Below are 14,591 nucleotides of genomic sequence, written 5' to 3'. Positions count from 1 at the left end.
CGCGCGGCGCACTGCGGCGCCGCGTCGGGTTCGTTTCGATGCGCCGCGCGCGAGGCGCGGCCGGTTCGTCGTATCGGCTAAAGCCGCGCTTACCCCTTCACCGCGCCCGCCGTCAGCCCGCGCACGAAGTAGCGGCCGGCGACGATGTAGACGAGCAGCGTGGGCAGCGCGGCGATGATCGCGCCGGCCATGTCGACGTTGTATTCCTTCACGCCCGTCGACGTGTTGACGAGGTTGTTCAGCGCCACCGTGATCGGCATCGAATCGACGCCGGAGAACACGATCCCGAACAGGAAGTCGTTCCAGATCTGCGTGAACTGCCAGATCAGGCACACCATGAAGATCGGCAGCGACACCGGCAGCAGGATCTTCGTGAAGATCGTGAAGAAGCCCGCGCCGTCGATGCGCGCGGCCTTCACGAGCTCGGCCGGCACGCTCACGTAGAAGTTGCGGAAGAACATCGTCGTGAACGCGATCCCGTACACGACGTGCACGAACACGAGGCCCGGAATCGTGTTCGCGAGGCCGAGCATCCCCTGCAGGCGCGCCATCGGCAGCAGGATCACCTGGAACGGAATGAAGCAGCCGACCAGCATCATCGTGAACAGCGCGTCCGCGCCGCGAAAGCGCCAGTGCGTGAGCACGTAGCCGTTGAACGCGCCGATCAGCGACGAGATCAGCACGGCCGGGATCACCATCTGCAGCGAGTTCAGGAAGAACGGCTTCATGCCGTCGCAGCGCACGCCGGTGCACGCGCCGCTCCATGCCTTCACCCACGGGTCGACGGTCCACGTGGTGGGCGGCGTCAGCAGGTTGCCGGTGCGCAGCTGGTCGAGATCCTTGAACGACGTCGACAGCATCACGTAGATCGGGAACAGGAAATACAGCGCGAACAGGATCAGTGCCGCATAGATCACTGCCCGGCCGATCGTCATCTTAGGCTGCATTGCGGGTGCTCCTCGATTCCATATACATCAGCGGCACCAGCACCGCGACCACGGTCGCGAGCATCATCACCGAGGACGCCGCGCCGAGCCCGAGCTGGCCGCGGTTGAACGAAAACGTGTACATGAACATGGCCGGCAGCGACGACGACGTGCCCGGCCCGCCCGCCGTCAGCGCGACGACGAGGTCGAAGGTCTTGATCGTGATGTGGCAGAGAATCAGCAGCACCGAGAAGAACACCGGGCGCATGCTCGGAATCACGATCTTGCGGTAGATGGTCGGCAACGTCGCGCCGTCGACCTGAGCGGCCTTGAAGATCTCGCCGTCGACGCCGCGCAGCCCCGCGAGGAACAGCGCCATCACGAAGCCGGTCGACTGCCACACGGCCGCGATCACCACGCAGAAGATCGCCTTGTCCGGATCGTCGAGCCAGCCGAACGAGAAGCTCGTCCAGCCCCAGTCGTGCATCACCTTCTCGAGCCCGAGGCCCGGGTTCAGGATCCACTGCCACGCGGTGCCGGTCACGATGAACGACAGCGCCATCGGGTACAGGAAGATCGCGCGCAGCGCGCCTTCGTTGCGGATCCGCTGGTCGAGCAGGATCGCGAGGAACAGCCCGAGCGCGACGCAGATCGCGATGAACGGAATCCCGAACCAGCCGAGGTTCGCGGCGGAGGTCCACCACACGTCGTTCTGGAACAGGTCCGTGTAACGGCCGAAGCCGTCGAAATCGTAGTTCGGCAACAGCCGCGAATTGGTCAGCGACAGATAGCCGGTAATCAGGATGAAGCCGTAGATGAACACCACGGCGATCGCGACGCTCGGCGCGAGCACGAGCTTCGGGATCCAGCGATCGGCGAAGGCCGACATCGGCGACGTACGCCGCGCGGCGGCAGCGCCGGATCCGTTTCCGCTAAGAGGGGCAGCCACTTGATTCGACTCCTGGAACGAGGGCGACGCAGGCCGGGCCGGCGCCAGGTACGGCACGGGCTTCGCGGGCGAGCCCGTTTGCTGCACATGCAAAAACGCCCGGCCGATGAAGCGTTTCCGGCCGGGCGCCTGTCGCGCGTTACTTGACCTTCGCGGCCTTCGCGAGCGCGGCGACCGCGCTCTTCGAATCCTGCTGCGAGTTCATGAACTTCGTCACGACGTCGGTGATCGCGCCGGCGGTCGCGTCGCTCTGCGCCATCCCGTGCGCGAGCGACGGCACGAAGCCGCCCGACTTGATCGCGGTCTGCTCGTCGGCGTACGACTTCTTCGCGCAGTCGTCGAACTTGTCCATCTTCACGCCGAGGCGCACCGGCACCGAACCCTTCAGCAGGCTGAACTGCTCCTGGAAGTCCGGCGTCATGATCGTCTTCGCGAGTGCGATCTGGCCCGGCGTCGCGTTCTTCTCGCCCTTCTGCTGGAAGAACACGAACGAGTCGACGTTGAACGTGTACGAATTCGCGGTGCCCGGCACCGGCGCGCAGATGTAGTCCTTGCCCGCCTTCTTGCCGGCGTTCTCGAACTCGCCCTTCGCCCAGTCGCCCATGAACTGCATGCCGGCCTTGCCGTTGATCACCATCGCGGTCGCGAGGTTCCAGTCGCGGCCGTTGCGGCCGGTATCGAAGTAGCCCTGGATCTTGCGCACCGTATCGAACACGGACAGCATCTGCGGCGACGTCAGCGTCGCCTGGTCGAGATCGACGAGCGCCTTCTTGTAGAACGCCGGGCCCTGCGACAGCACGACGTCTTCCCACAGCGTCAGGTCCTGCCACGGCTGGCCGCCCATCGCGACCGGCTGGATGCCCGCGGCCTTCAGCTTGTCGGCCACCGCGAAGAATTCAGGCCAGGTGGTCGGCACCTTCGCACCGACCTTGTCGAGCGCGGCCTTGTTGATGTACAGCCAGTTCACGCGGTGCACCGAGAACGGCGCCGCGACGGTGTGGCCCTTGTACTTGATGATCTTGTCGATTTCCGGCGGCAGGTTCTGCTTCCAGTCGCCGGCGGCGGAATCGATGTTGACGAGCACGCCCTGGTCGGCCCAGTCCTGGATCAGCGGGCCCTTGATCTGCGCGGCCGACGGTGCGTCGCCGCTGATCACCTTGGTCTTCAGCGCGGTCATCGCCGCGGCGCCGGCGCCGCCCGCGACCGCGAAGTCCTTCCACACGTAGCCCTGCTTCTGCAAGTCGTCCTTCAGCACGCCGACGGCTTTCGATTCGCCGCCCGAGGTCCACCAGTGCAGCACCGTTACGTTCTCGGCTGCCTGCGCCGCCACGGCGCCAGCCATCAGACCTGCCGCGCAGAGCGCACCCATGATCGAGCGAACTTTCATTACTTATCTCCTCCAGACTGAATCAACTCGTGAGGTTCCCTCACCGGGAACCGGCTTCTTGATAAACGACGGGGAAATCGAGCCGCGGGACGCATGCAGCGTACGGGGCCGATGACCGGCCGGGCTCTTACAGAAAGCGTGAATCGAGATTCAACGGCGTGTCTCCTCATTGTGTTTCTGGCCCGCCGCGATGACGCGGCGCGAGCCCGGGGCCGACGGCGCGCGGACGATGCGCGCCGTCAATGTCCGATAACATTCGGCACAAGGCGTTCCCGAAGGCGAAGCTCGCGCAGTTCGTCGACCGCACTTCTTTTTTTCTTCACCCAGGTGCTACCCCTTGCGGCGGATTGTAGTTAAACTACAATTCAGTGTCAAAAATATTTTTATCGCACTACGGATCGCTTCCGAGCACCCCCAACACGGCGGAGACACATGCATACCGATTCCAGCTTTACCTTCGTACTTTTCGGCGGCACCGGCGATCTGTCGATGCGCAAGATCCTGCCCGCGCTGTTCGAAGCGCACCGCGGCAACATGCTCGCGGAAGGCGGCCGGATCGTCGCCGTCGCGCGACACGAATCGGATCGGGCCCACTATCTCGAGTGGGTCGACACGCATGTGAAACCGCATGCGGCGAAGGCAGCCGGCAGCGCATTCGACGAAGCCTCGTGGAAGTCATTCCTCGAGCGCATCGAATACGTGAACCTCGACCTCGGCCGCGCGGAAGACTACGTCGTGCTGCGCGACGCGGTCGCGCATCTGCCCGGCATCCGCGTGTTCTATCTCGCGACGGGTCCGTCGCTGTTCGTGCCGATCTGCAAGGCGCTGGCGTCGGTCGGCCTGAACGACGGCGCGCGCATCGTGCTCGAGAAGCCGCTCGGCTACGACCTGAAGTCGTCGAATGCGATCAACGACGCGGTCGGCGAGATCTTCGCGGAAGACCAGATCTACCGGATCGACCACTATCTCGGCAAGGAGCCGGTACAGAACCTGCTCGCGCTACGCTTCGGCAACGCGCTGTTCGAGCCGCTGTGGCGCCGCGAATGGGTCGAGAGCATCCAGATCACGATCGCTGAGGAGCTCGGCGTCGAGGCGCGCGGCGATTTCTACGACAATACGGGCGCGCTGCGCGACATGGTGCAGAACCACCTGCTGCAGCTGCTGTCGATCGTCGCGATGGAGCCGCCCCATTCGATGGATTCGGACTCCGTGCGCGACGAGAAGCTGCGCGTGCTGCGCGCGCTGAAGCCGGTCGATCCGCGCGACATCGGCAAGGTGGCCGTGCGCGGCCAGTATCATGCGGGCGTGATCAAGGGCGCGCAGGTGCCGGCCTACGCGACCGAGCCGGGCGTCAAGCCCGACAGCCAGACCGAAACCTTCGTCGCGCTGAAGGTCGAGATCGAGAACTGGCGCTGGGCCGGCGTGCCGTTCTTCCTGCGCACCGGCAAGCGGCTGGCCGACCGCGTCGCGGAGATCGTCGTCAATTTCCGCCCGGTCCCGCACTCGGCGCTCGGGCCCACGGCGCTGCGCCCCGGCGCGAACCGCCTCGTGATCCGGCTGCAGCCGAACGAGACGATCCGCCTGTATTGCCTTGCGAAGCAGCCCGGCGAAGGGATGAACCTCGCGAGCGTGCACCTCGACCTCGCGTTCGACCAGTTCTTCAAGGAAGGGCAGATGGAGGCGTACCAGCGCCTGCTGCTCGACGTGATCAACGGCCGCCTCGCGCTGTTCGTGCGCCGCGACGAACAGGAAGCCGCATGGCGCTGGGTCGAGCCTATCCTGAACGAATGGGCACGCACGCTGAAGCCGCCGAAGCCGTACGCGGCGGGCACGTGGGGGCCGGCCGCGGCGAGCGCGATGCTCGCGCAGCACGACACCTGCTGGCTCGAAGAAGAGAACTGATGCAAACCGTTGCCGCGCACGCGATCGTACGCGGCAACCTGCTTCACGATTCGTACGATTTGAACAGACAAAGCAGTCCGGAGGAGATGTGATCGAGATCCACGCTTTCGACACCCAGGAAGCGCAAAGCGAAGCGCTCGCGCGCGCCGTCGGCGACGCGCTGCGCGCCGCGCTCGCCGGCCCCGCGCGCCCGACGCTCGCGGTGTCCGGCGGCACGAGCCCGCGCCCGTTCCTGCAAACGCTGTCGCACGCGGCGCTCGACTGGGCCGGCGTCGACGTGACGCTGGTCGACGACCGCTGGGTGCCGGAGGACGACGCAGCCAGCAACGCGCAACTCGTGCGCGACACGCTGCTGCAGCACGCGGCCGCCCCTGCCCGCTTCCTGCCGCTCGTCGACACGCGCGCGTCGCTCGACGCGCACGTCGCCGCACTCAACGCGAACGCCGATTACCGCGTGCCGACCGTCGCCGTGCTCGGCATGGGCGAGGACGGCCATACCGCGTCGATCTTCGCCGACGCGCCCGAATGGGACCACGCGATCACGACGTCCGAACGATTCGTCGCCGTCCATCCCGGTGCGGCGCCGCATGCGCGCGTAAGCTATTCGCTCGACGCGCTCAAGCGCGTCGAGCGGCTGTTCCTGCTGATCGCGGGCCCCTCCAAGCGCGCCGTGCTCGACGCCGCGGCGGCCACGCTGCAGAAGAACGCGATTTCCCAACTGGCCAACGACAAGGGGACCCAGCTCGATGTCTACTGGTGCGCAAAGTAAGGCGGTCGTCGCGGGCCAGCATGCCGACGGTCCGCGCCTGCTCGCGGACGTCGGCGGCACCAACGCGCGCTTCGCGCTGGAAACCGGCCCGGGCGACATCACGCAGATCCGCGTGTATCCCGGCGCCGACTATCCGACGCTCACCGACGCGATCCGCAAGTACCTGAAGGACGTGAAGATCAGCCGCGTGAACCACGCGGCGATCGCGATCGCCAATCCGGTCGACGGCGACCAGGTCACGATGACCAACCACGACTGGAGCTTCTCGATCGAGGCGACGCGCCGCGCGCTCGGCTTCGACACGCTGCTCGTCGTCAACGATTTCACCGCGCTCGCGATGGCGCTGCCCGGCCTGACCGACGCGCAGCGCGTGCAGATCGGCGGCGGCGCACGCCGCCAGAACAGCGTGATCGGGCTGCTTGGGCCCGGCACCGGGCTCGGCGTGTCGGGGCTGATCCCGGCCGACGATCGCTGGATCGCGCTCGGCAGCGAAGGCGGCCACGCATCGTTCGCGCCGCAGGACGAGCGCGAGGATCTGGTGCTGCAGTACGCGCGCAAGAAGTTTCCGCACGTGTCGTTCGAACGCGTGTGCGCGGGCCCCGGCATGGAGATCATCTATCGCGCGCTCGCCGCGCGCGACAAGAAGCGTGTCGCCGCGACCGTCGACACGGTCGAGATCGTCGAGCGAGCGCATGCGGGCGACGCGCTCGCGCTCGAGACGGTCGAATGCTTCTGCGGGATTCTCGGCGCGTTCGCGGGCAGCGTCGCGCTGACGCTCGGCGCGCTCGGCGGCGTGTACATCGGCGGCGGCGTCGCGCTGAAGCTCGGCGAACTGTTCACGCGCTCGTCGTTCCGCGCGCGCTTCGAGGCGAAAGGCCGCTTCACGCATTATCTCGAGAACATCCCGACCTACCTGATCACCGCCGAATATCCGGCGTTCCTCGGCGTGTCGGCGATCCTCGCGGAGCAACTGTCGAACCGCTCGGGCGGCGCGTCGTCAGCAGTGTTCGAACGGATCCGCCAGATGCGCGACGCGCTGACGCCGGCCGAGCGCCGTGTTGCCGATCTCGCGCTGAACCACCCGCGCTCGATCATCAACGATCCGATCGTCGACATCGCGCGCAAGGCCGACGTGAGCCAGCCGACCGTGATCCGCTTTTGCCGCTCGCTCGGCTGCCAGGGGCTGTCCGACTTCAAGCTGAAGCTCGCGACCGGCCTTACCGGCACGATTCCGATGAGCCATAGCCAGGTGCATCTCGGCGACACGGCCACCGACTTCGGCGCGAAGGTGCTCGACAACACGGTGTCGGCGATCCTGCAGTTGCGCGAGCACCTGAATTTCGAGCACGTCGAGAACGCGATCGAGATCCTGAACGGCGCGCGGCGCATCGAGTTCTACGGGCTCGGCAACTCGAACATCGTCGCGCAGGACGCGCACTACAAGTTCTTCCGCTTCGGGATTCCGACGATCGCGTACGGCGACCTGTACATGCAGGCCGCGTCGGCCGCGCTGCTCGGCAAGGGCGACGTGATCGTCGCGGTGTCGAAGTCGGGGCGCGCGCCCGAGCTGCTGCGCGTGCTCGATGTCGCGATGCAGGCCGGCGCGAAGGTGATCGCGATCACGTCGAGCAACACGCCGCTCGCGAAGCGCGCGACCGTCGCGCTCGAAACCGACCACATCGAGATGCGCGAATCGCAGCTGTCGATGATCTCGCGGGTCCTGCATCTGCTGATGATCGACATCCTCGCGGTCGGCGTCGCGATCCGTCGCGCGTCGACCAACGGCGAGTTGCCGGAGGCCGTCGCGCAGGCGCGCGCCCGCGCGAGCGACGACGAAACGGCCGACGTGCTCGACTGGCTGAGCCACGGCGCATCGCCGGCGGCGAAGGACGTCGCGCGCGACTGACACCGCGCGACGGCAGCCGCTTTCCACGCTCGAAACAAAAACGCCACCGGCTCAAGCGCGCGGTGGCGTTTTTCATTCTGCCGTCAGGCCGCGGTTCACGCGCCCGCTTTGACGGGCCGCCCGTGCCAGCGCAGCACGAGGTAGCGGCCCGCGAAACACAACACCCCCGTGACGCCGATGGTCACGCCCATCGCGAACGGCGTGCCGTCCGCGAGTGCGCCGATCGCGACGCTCGCCAGCGCGCCGAGCGCGAGCTGCATCGCGCCGAACACGGCCGCCGACGCGCCCGCGTTGTGCGGATAGCGATGCATGAGATCGGTCGTGCAGTTCGCGGACAGAATCCCGACCACGCCGACCACGAAGAACAGGCACACGACGATCGACCACAGCCCGCCCCACCCGGTCAGCGCGACGAGCGCGACCGCGAGCGACGCGATGCAGCTCACGAGCGACGCGGCCGCGATGATGCGCAGCGAACCGATGCGGCCGACGAGCCGCGTGTTCGCGAAGTTGCCGATCATGATCCCGACGACGTTCAGGCCGAACAGCAGCCCGTAGTGCTGCGGCGACACGTGGAAATACTCGATGTACACGAACGGCGTCGCGGTGATGTACGAGAACATCGACGCGAACGCCATGCCGCCGCACAGCATGTGCCCCCATGCGACCGGGTCGGACAGAATCCGCCCGTACGACGCGAACGACGCGAGCACGGCCGCACTCTTGCGCCGCTCCTTCGGCCAGGTTTCGGGCACACGCAGGTACGCGGTCGCCGCGCAGATCGCGCCGAACACGGCCAGCACGACGAATACGCCGCGCCAGCCGGAGAAACGCAGGATCTGGCCGCCGATCAGCGGCGCGAGCAGCGGCCCGACCGCGGTCACGATCGCGACCATCGACAGAACCTTCGCCGCATCGGTCGGCTCGTGCGCATCGCGCGCGATCGCTCGTGCGAGCACCGACGCCGCGCCGGCGCCGAGCGCCTGCAGGAAGCGCACGAGGATCAGCATGTCGATCGAGGTCGACACGAAACAGCCGATGCTCGCAAGCGTGAACAGCGCGATGCCGCCGAGCAGCACGGGGCGTCGCCCCCACGTGTCCGACAGCGGGCCGTACAGCAGCATGCCGACCGAGAAGCCGGCCATGAAGCTCGTCAGCGTGCGCTGCGCGGCGCCGGGGCTGACGGAGAAGCCGTCGGCGATCGACGGCAGGCTCGGCAGGTACATGTCGGTGGCGATCGGCCCGCAGGCAGCGAGCGCACCGAGCAGCAGGATCAGCCGGGCATCGGGCCGGCGCCGGACGACGTGAGACATGGGTATCCGGAATGGAGCCCGCGCGCATCGGGGCGCGCGTGGCGGTGAAGACGGGAAGCCGCGCCGCAAGCGGCGCGTTCAGGCCCATGATTGTACGCGCAACTTTTTCGCCCGCCTCGGGCCGCGTGCGGCGGCGGGCGGGACAGGCCCATGCGCGTCGCGCGCCGAACGAGCGCACGGGCGGATTCGATTAAGCTTGCTGCTGCTCGTCTCACTTGTCTGATCAATTCGACGTACGACCGAACCGATGACCGCTTTCCTGCTGATCTGGAGCCCCAAGAAATGGCCGTGGCCCGAACTGCCCGACGTCGCCGCGCGCGTGAAGGCCGGCGAGGCCGTGCATGACGTATGGGGCTGCGGCTTCGCGCGCGGCATCCTGCCCGGCGACCGCGTGTTCCTGCACCGCGTCGCGAAGGAACCCAAGGGTGTCTTCGGCTCCGGCTACGTGACGCGCGCGCCGTACGAGGTGCCCGATCCGGCGACGAAGCGCGGCTACCGGCTGTGCATCGATTTCGTGTACGACTGGCTGGTCGACGCGCATCAGGACGTCGTGATCGCGCGCGACGCGCTGCGCGTGCATCCGTACTCGGTGCAGACCTGGGACGCACAAAGCTCCGGCACCGTGATCAAGCCGATGGTCGAAGGTCCGCTCGAAAAGCACTGGGCCGAGCTGACCGGCAAGCGCAAGCCGCCGCGATAACCGGAAACCGGGTCGAATCAGGCCCGTCTTGCCACCCCGGAAGTTCCCCGCGCGCCGAATGGCCGCAGTCCGGCCGGCGGGCCTGCCGCGCGCGTCTCCGGTACAATCGGACGATCGTTCCGCCCAGGCGCCGCGGCCCGTGCACAGGCCCCCGCGCCCTTCTCTCGCAGGTTTCGCTCATGTCCAACAATCAGATCCTCTTCGAACGCGCCCAGAAGACCATTCCCGGCGGCGTCAACTCGCCGGTGCGCGCCTTCCGCTCGGTCGGCGGCACGCCGCGCTTCGTCGCGCGCGCGCAAGGCCCGTATTTCTGGGATGCCGACGGCAAGCAGTACATCGACTACATCGGCTCGTGGGGCCCGATGATCGTCGGCCACGTCCATCCGGACGTGCTGTCGGCCGTGCAGAACGTGCTCGCCGACGGCTTCTCGTTCGGCGCGCCGACCGAAGCCGAGATCGAGATCGCCGAGGAAATCTGCAAGCTCGTGCCATCGATCGAGCAGGTGCGGATGGTGTCGAGCGGCACCGAGGCCACGATGAGCGCGCTGCGCCTCGCGCGCGGCTTCACGGGCCGCAGCCGCATCGTCAAGTTCGAAGGCTGCTACCACGGCCACGCGGACAGCCTGCTGGTCAAGGCCGGCTCGGGCCTGCTGACGTTCGGCAACCCGACGTCGGCCGGCGTGCCTGCCGACATCGCGAAGCACACGACCGTCCTCGAATACAACAACGTCGCCGCGCTCGAAGAAGCGTTCGGCGCGTTCGGCGACGAGATCGCCGCGGTGATCGTCGAACCGGTCGCCGGCAACATGAACCTCGTGCGCGGCACGCCCGAATTCCTGAACGCGCTGCGCGCGCTGTGCACGAAGCACGGCGCAGTGCTGATCTTCGACGAAGTGATGTGCGGGTTCCGCGTCGCGCTCGGCGGCGCGCAGGCTTACTACGGGATCACGGCCGACCTCACCTGCCTCGGCAAGGTGATCGGCGGCGGGATGCCGGCTGCCGCGTTCGGCGGCCGCCGCGACATCATGGCCCACCTCGCGCCGCTCGGCGGCGTGTACCAGGCCGGCACGCTGTCGGGCAACCCGATCGCGGTCGCCGCGGGCCTGAAGACGCTGCAGCTGATCCAGGCGCCGGGCTTCTACGACGCGCTCACCGCGCAGACGAAGCGGCTCGCCGACGGCCTCGCGGCCGAAGCGCGCGCGGCCGGCGTGCCGTTCGCGGCCGACTCGATCGGCGCGATGTTCGGGCTGTACTTCGCCGAACGCGTGCCGACGAGCTTCGCGGAAGTCACGAAGAGCAACGTCGAACGCTTCAACCGCTTCTTCCACCTGATGCTCGACGAAGGCGTGTACTTCGCGCCGTCCGCGTACGAGGCCGGCTTCGTGTCGAGCACGCACGACGACGCGGTGATCGACGCGACACTCGCGGCCGCGCGCCGCGCATTCGCGGCACTCGCCGCCTGACCCGGGGCCGCGCGCATGTTCTCGGATACCGATTTCGCCCACATGCAGCGTGCGCTCGCGCTCGCCGCGCGCGGCATGTACACGACCGCGCCGAATCCGCGGGTCGGCTGCGTGATCGTCAAGGACGGCGACGTGATCGGCGAAGGCTTCACGCAGCCGGCCGGCCAGGATCACGCGGAAGTGCAGGCGCTGAAGGATGCGCGCTCGCGCGGCTACGACGTCGCGGGCTCGACCGTCTATGTGACGCTCGAACCGTGCAGCCATTTCGGCCGCACGCCGCCGTGCGCGAACGCGCTGATCGACGCGCGCGTCGCGAAGGTCGTCGCGGCAATGGAAGATCCGAATCCGCAGGTGTCGGGGCGCGGCCTCGGGATGCTGCGCGACGCGGGCGTCGACGTGCGCTGCGGGCTGCTCGCGCATGAAGCGGGCGAGCTGAACATCGGCTTCGTGTCGCGGATGACGCGCGGCCGCCCGTGGGTGCGGATGAAGACCGCCGCATCGCTCGACGGCCGCACCGCGCTGCCGTCCGGCGAAAGCCAGTGGATCACCGGCGAGGCCGCGCGCCTCGACGGCCACGCGTGGCGCGCCCGCGCGTGCGCGATCCTCACCGGCATCGGCACCGTGCGCGAAGACAACCCGCTGCTGACCGTGCGCGGCATCGACACGCCGCGCCAGCCGCAGCGCATCCTGGTGGACAGCCGCCTCGATTTGCCGCTCGACGCGCGGCTGCTCGAAGGTGCGCCGCTGCTGATCTTCTGCGGGCGGCTCGACGCCGCCGGCGAGGTGCGCGCGAACGTGCTGAAGTCGCGCGGCGCGGAAATCGTGCCGCTCGCGAACGCGCACGGCAAGGTCGACCTGCCCGCGATGCTGGCGGCGCTCGGCGCGCGCGGCGTCAACGAACTGCACGTCGAAGCCGGCCACAAGCTGAACGGATCGCTGCTGCGCGAGCAGTGCGTGGACGAATTGCTCGTCTATCTCGCGCCGAGCCTGCTGGGCGCCGACGCGGCCGGCATGTTCGACCTCGCCGCGCCGGCGAACCTCGACGCGCGCACGCGGCTGTCGTTCCACGGGGTCGAGCGGGTCGGCGACGATCTGCGGATCCTCGCGCGCTTTACGCCGCCCGAAGCCGCTCGCTGAACGGATCACCGCAAGGTCGAGCGGAAGGGTCGCGGCCGTCGGTCGCATCGAATCGATCGTTCCGCTCGGCACGTCGGCCGACGCCGGAAACGTGCGGCCGCGCGTGTGACCGAATGCGGTAGCGCCTGCCCCGCCTTCCCACCTGTGCCCTCGGCCGAATGGCCAACGACGCGCACGGGTCATCCCGTCGCGCTAAGATGCGTCGACAGCGGTTTCAACGCCGCAACGCACGGCGCGCCGCTTGCCGGTCACCCTCTTCTCTTCAAGGAGTCGTCCCCATGTCCATCTCGATGTACCAGGCTTCGCTGCCCGTGCTGATCCGTGGCCTGACCAACCTGCAGCACATCCTCGGCAAGGCACAGGCGCACGCGGCCGAAAAGCAGATCGATCCGTCGGTGTTCGTCGGCGCGCGCCTGTATCCGGACATGCTGCCACTCGTCCGCCAGGTCTACATCGCGACCGACACGGCGAAGGGTTGCGCCGCGCGGCTCGCCGATGTCGAAATCCCGAGCTACCCGGACGTCGAGCAGACCTTCGACGAGCTGCACGCACGCATCCAGAAGACGATCGACTATCTGAAAAGCTTCGACGCCGCGCAGATCGACGGCAGCGAGTCGCGCCAGATCGTGCTGAAGATGCGCGTCGGCCCGATCGAATTCACCGGCCAGTCGTATCTGCTGAATTTCGTGCTGCCCAATTTCTTCTTCCACGTGACCACCGCGTACGACATCCTGCGCCACAGCGGCGTCGAACTCGGCAAGCTCGACTACCTGGGCGGGCGCGACCTGCACGCGTGACGCACGGCCGGGCGATGCCCGGCCCGCCGCCGACCGCACCCGCGTGCAGGCAATGCGCGGCCGCCATGCCAGACCTGCCGCACGGGCCGGTTGCAGCGCTTTCCGGAGCGCTCGCCGGCCGCGCTCGGCCCGTGCCAGCCGAAACGCCGTCCGGCTGGCGTAAAATACGCACTTTCCTCTTTCTCGCCCCCTTATGACGCTCGCCTCCACGCTCGACATCATCGCCGAGCTGAAAGCCGGCCGGATGGTGATCCTGGTCGACGAAGAAGACCGCGAAAACGAGGGCGACCTCGTGATCGCCGCCGAATTCGTCACACCGGAAGCGATCAACTTCATGGCCAAGTACGGCCGCGGCCTGGTTTGTCTGACGTTGACGCAGGAACGCTGCAAGCAGCTGCACCTGCCGCTGATGACCTACCGCAACGGCACACAGTACGGCACCGCGTTCACGGTCAGCATCGAAGCGGCCGAAGGCGTGACGACCGGCATCTCGGCCGCCGACCGTGCGCACACGATCGCCACGGCGGTCGCGCACGACGTGCGCCCCGAGCACATCGTGCAGCCGGGCCACGTGTTCCCGATCATGGCGCAGCCGGGCGGCGTGCTCGTGCGGGCGGGCCATACCGAAGCCGGTTGCGACTTCACCGCGCTCGCGGGCCTCACGCCGGCCGCGGTGATCTGCGAGATCATCAAGGACGACGGCACGATGGCGCGCCTGCCCGACCTGATCGAGTTCGCGCAGGAACACAACCTGAAGATCGGCACGATCGCCGACCTGATCCAGTACCGCAGCCGCACCGAATCGATCATCGAGCGAATCGCCGAACGCACGATGCAGACCGCGCACGGCACGTTCCGCGCGGTGCTGTACCGCGACCAGCCGAGCGGCTCGCCGCACATTGCGCTGGTGCGCGGCGAGCCGTCGCCCGACGGCGATACGCCGGTGCGCGTGCACGAGCCGCTGTCGGTGCTCGACCTGCTCGAAACGGGCATCTCGACCCACTCGTGGACGCTCGACGCCGCGATGCGCGAGATCGCGGCGCGCGACCTCGGCGTGATCGTGCTGCTCAACTGCGGCGACACGAAGGAACACCTGATCGACGTCTTCAAGGCGTTCGACGAGGAAGAAAGGGCCGCTGCGCTCAAGCGCCGGCCGGTCGATTTCAAGACGTTCGGCATCGGCGCGCAGATCCTGCGCGATGTCGGCGTCGGCAAGATGCAGGTGCTGTCGAATCCGCGCAAGCTGGGCAGCATGTCCGGCTACGGCCTGGAAGTCACGGGCTTCATCCCGATGCCCGGCGGCGAAGCCAAGTCCTGCCCGGCGTCCCACGCGTAACCCGCC

12 protein-coding genes are annotated in these 14,591 nt (G+C 67.7%); 8 read left to right on the top strand and 4 right to left on the bottom strand.

All coding sequences use genetic code 11. From position 1 onward, the window contains the following. Positions 1-89: 89 nt before the first annotated feature. The 3 genes from WJ16_RS04470 to WJ16_RS04460 all read right to left on the bottom strand — a co-directional run bounded on the left by WJ16_RS04470 (position 90) and on the right by WJ16_RS04460 (position 3,262). On the bottom strand, positions 90-947 hold the full coding sequence (locus tag WJ16_RS04470; protein ID WP_069256021.1) for a carbohydrate ABC transporter permease: 858 nt from the start codon (positions 945-947) through the stop codon (positions 90-92). Beyond that, on the bottom strand, positions 937-1,875 hold the full coding sequence (locus WJ16_RS04465) for a carbohydrate ABC transporter permease (protein WP_069257954.1): 939 nt from the start codon (positions 1,873-1,875) through the stop codon (positions 937-939). Before WJ16_RS04465 ends, WJ16_RS04470 begins: the two co-directional genes overlap by 11 nt. 139 nt (positions 1,876-2,014) lie before the next feature. Next, positions 2,015-3,262, bottom strand: coding sequence for an ABC transporter substrate-binding protein (locus WJ16_RS04460; protein ID WP_069256020.1), 1,248 nt, complete (start codon positions 3,260-3,262; stop codon positions 2,015-2,017). A 432-nt stretch (positions 3,263-3,694) separates the two neighbouring features. On the opposite strand from WJ16_RS04460, the gene zwf reads away from it, so the two are divergent. The 3 genes from zwf (at position 3,695) to WJ16_RS04445 (ending at position 7,839) form a co-directional block, all read left to right on the top strand. Next, the gene (zwf, locus tag WJ16_RS04455) at positions 3,695-5,164 is read left to right on the top strand and encodes a glucose-6-phosphate dehydrogenase (RefSeq protein WP_069256019.1); all 1,470 of its coding nucleotides are present in this window, start codon (positions 3,695-3,697) and stop codon (positions 5,162-5,164) included. An 88-nt stretch (positions 5,165-5,252) separates the two neighbouring features. Further along, the gene (gene pgl, locus WJ16_RS04450) at positions 5,253-5,933 is read left to right on the top strand and encodes a 6-phosphogluconolactonase (protein ID WP_069256018.1); all 681 of its coding nucleotides are present in this window, start codon (positions 5,253-5,255) and stop codon (positions 5,931-5,933) included. Then, the gene (locus WJ16_RS04445) at positions 5,911-7,839 is read left to right on the top strand and encodes a bifunctional transcriptional regulator/glucokinase (protein ID WP_069256017.1); all 1,929 of its coding nucleotides are present in this window, start codon (positions 5,911-5,913) and stop codon (positions 7,837-7,839) included. Before pgl ends, WJ16_RS04445 begins: the two co-directional genes overlap by 23 nt. 95 nt (positions 7,840-7,934) lie before the next feature. On the opposite strand, the gene WJ16_RS04440 is transcribed toward WJ16_RS04445, so the two are convergent. Beyond that, positions 7,935-9,152 carry a Bcr/CflA family multidrug efflux MFS transporter gene (locus WJ16_RS04440; RefSeq protein WP_069256016.1) on the bottom strand — a complete coding sequence of 406 codons (1,218 nt, stop codon included), beginning with the start codon at positions 9,150-9,152 and terminating at the stop codon, positions 7,935-7,937. A gap of 247 nt (positions 9,153-9,399) precedes the next feature. Between WJ16_RS04440 and WJ16_RS04435 the strand changes: the two genes are divergently transcribed. The 5 genes from WJ16_RS04435 to ribBA all read left to right on the top strand — a co-directional run bounded on the left by WJ16_RS04435 (position 9,400) and on the right by ribBA (position 14,585). Continuing rightward, positions 9,400-9,852 carry a hypothetical protein gene (locus WJ16_RS04435; RefSeq protein WP_069256015.1) on the top strand — a complete coding sequence of 151 codons (453 nt, stop codon included), beginning with the start codon at positions 9,400-9,402 and terminating at the stop codon, positions 9,850-9,852. A gap of 179 nt (positions 9,853-10,031) precedes the next feature. Next, the gene (hemL, locus tag WJ16_RS04430) at positions 10,032-11,315 is read left to right on the top strand and encodes a glutamate-1-semialdehyde 2,1-aminomutase (RefSeq protein ID WP_069256014.1); all 1,284 of its coding nucleotides are present in this window, start codon (positions 10,032-10,034) and stop codon (positions 11,313-11,315) included. Positions 11,316-11,330: 15 nt separating this feature from the next. After that, positions 11,331-12,452, top strand: coding sequence for a bifunctional diaminohydroxyphosphoribosylaminopyrimidine deaminase/5-amino-6-(5-phosphoribosylamino)uracil reductase RibD (ribD, locus tag WJ16_RS04425; RefSeq protein WP_069256013.1), 1,122 nt, complete (start codon positions 11,331-11,333; stop codon positions 12,450-12,452). Between the two features lie 278 nt (positions 12,453-12,730). After that, a complete protein-coding gene (locus WJ16_RS04420) occupies positions 12,731-13,249 on the top strand; it encodes a DUF1993 domain-containing protein (protein ID WP_069256012.1) in 519 nt (172 codons plus the stop codon). 193 nt (positions 13,250-13,442) lie between these two features. Beyond that, positions 13,443-14,585, top strand: coding sequence for a bifunctional 3,4-dihydroxy-2-butanone-4-phosphate synthase/GTP cyclohydrolase II (ribBA, locus tag WJ16_RS04415; RefSeq protein ID WP_069256011.1), 1,143 nt, complete (start codon positions 13,443-13,445; stop codon positions 14,583-14,585). Positions 14,586-14,591: the final 6 nt, after the last annotated feature.

Origin of the sequence: Burkholderia metallica (genome assembly GCF_001718555.1) — a bacterium.
In the GTDB taxonomy this organism is placed as follows: Bacteria; Pseudomonadota; Gammaproteobacteria; order Burkholderiales; family Burkholderiaceae; genus Burkholderia; species Burkholderia metallica.
This window is presented reverse-complemented; position numbering and strand designations above follow the sequence as displayed.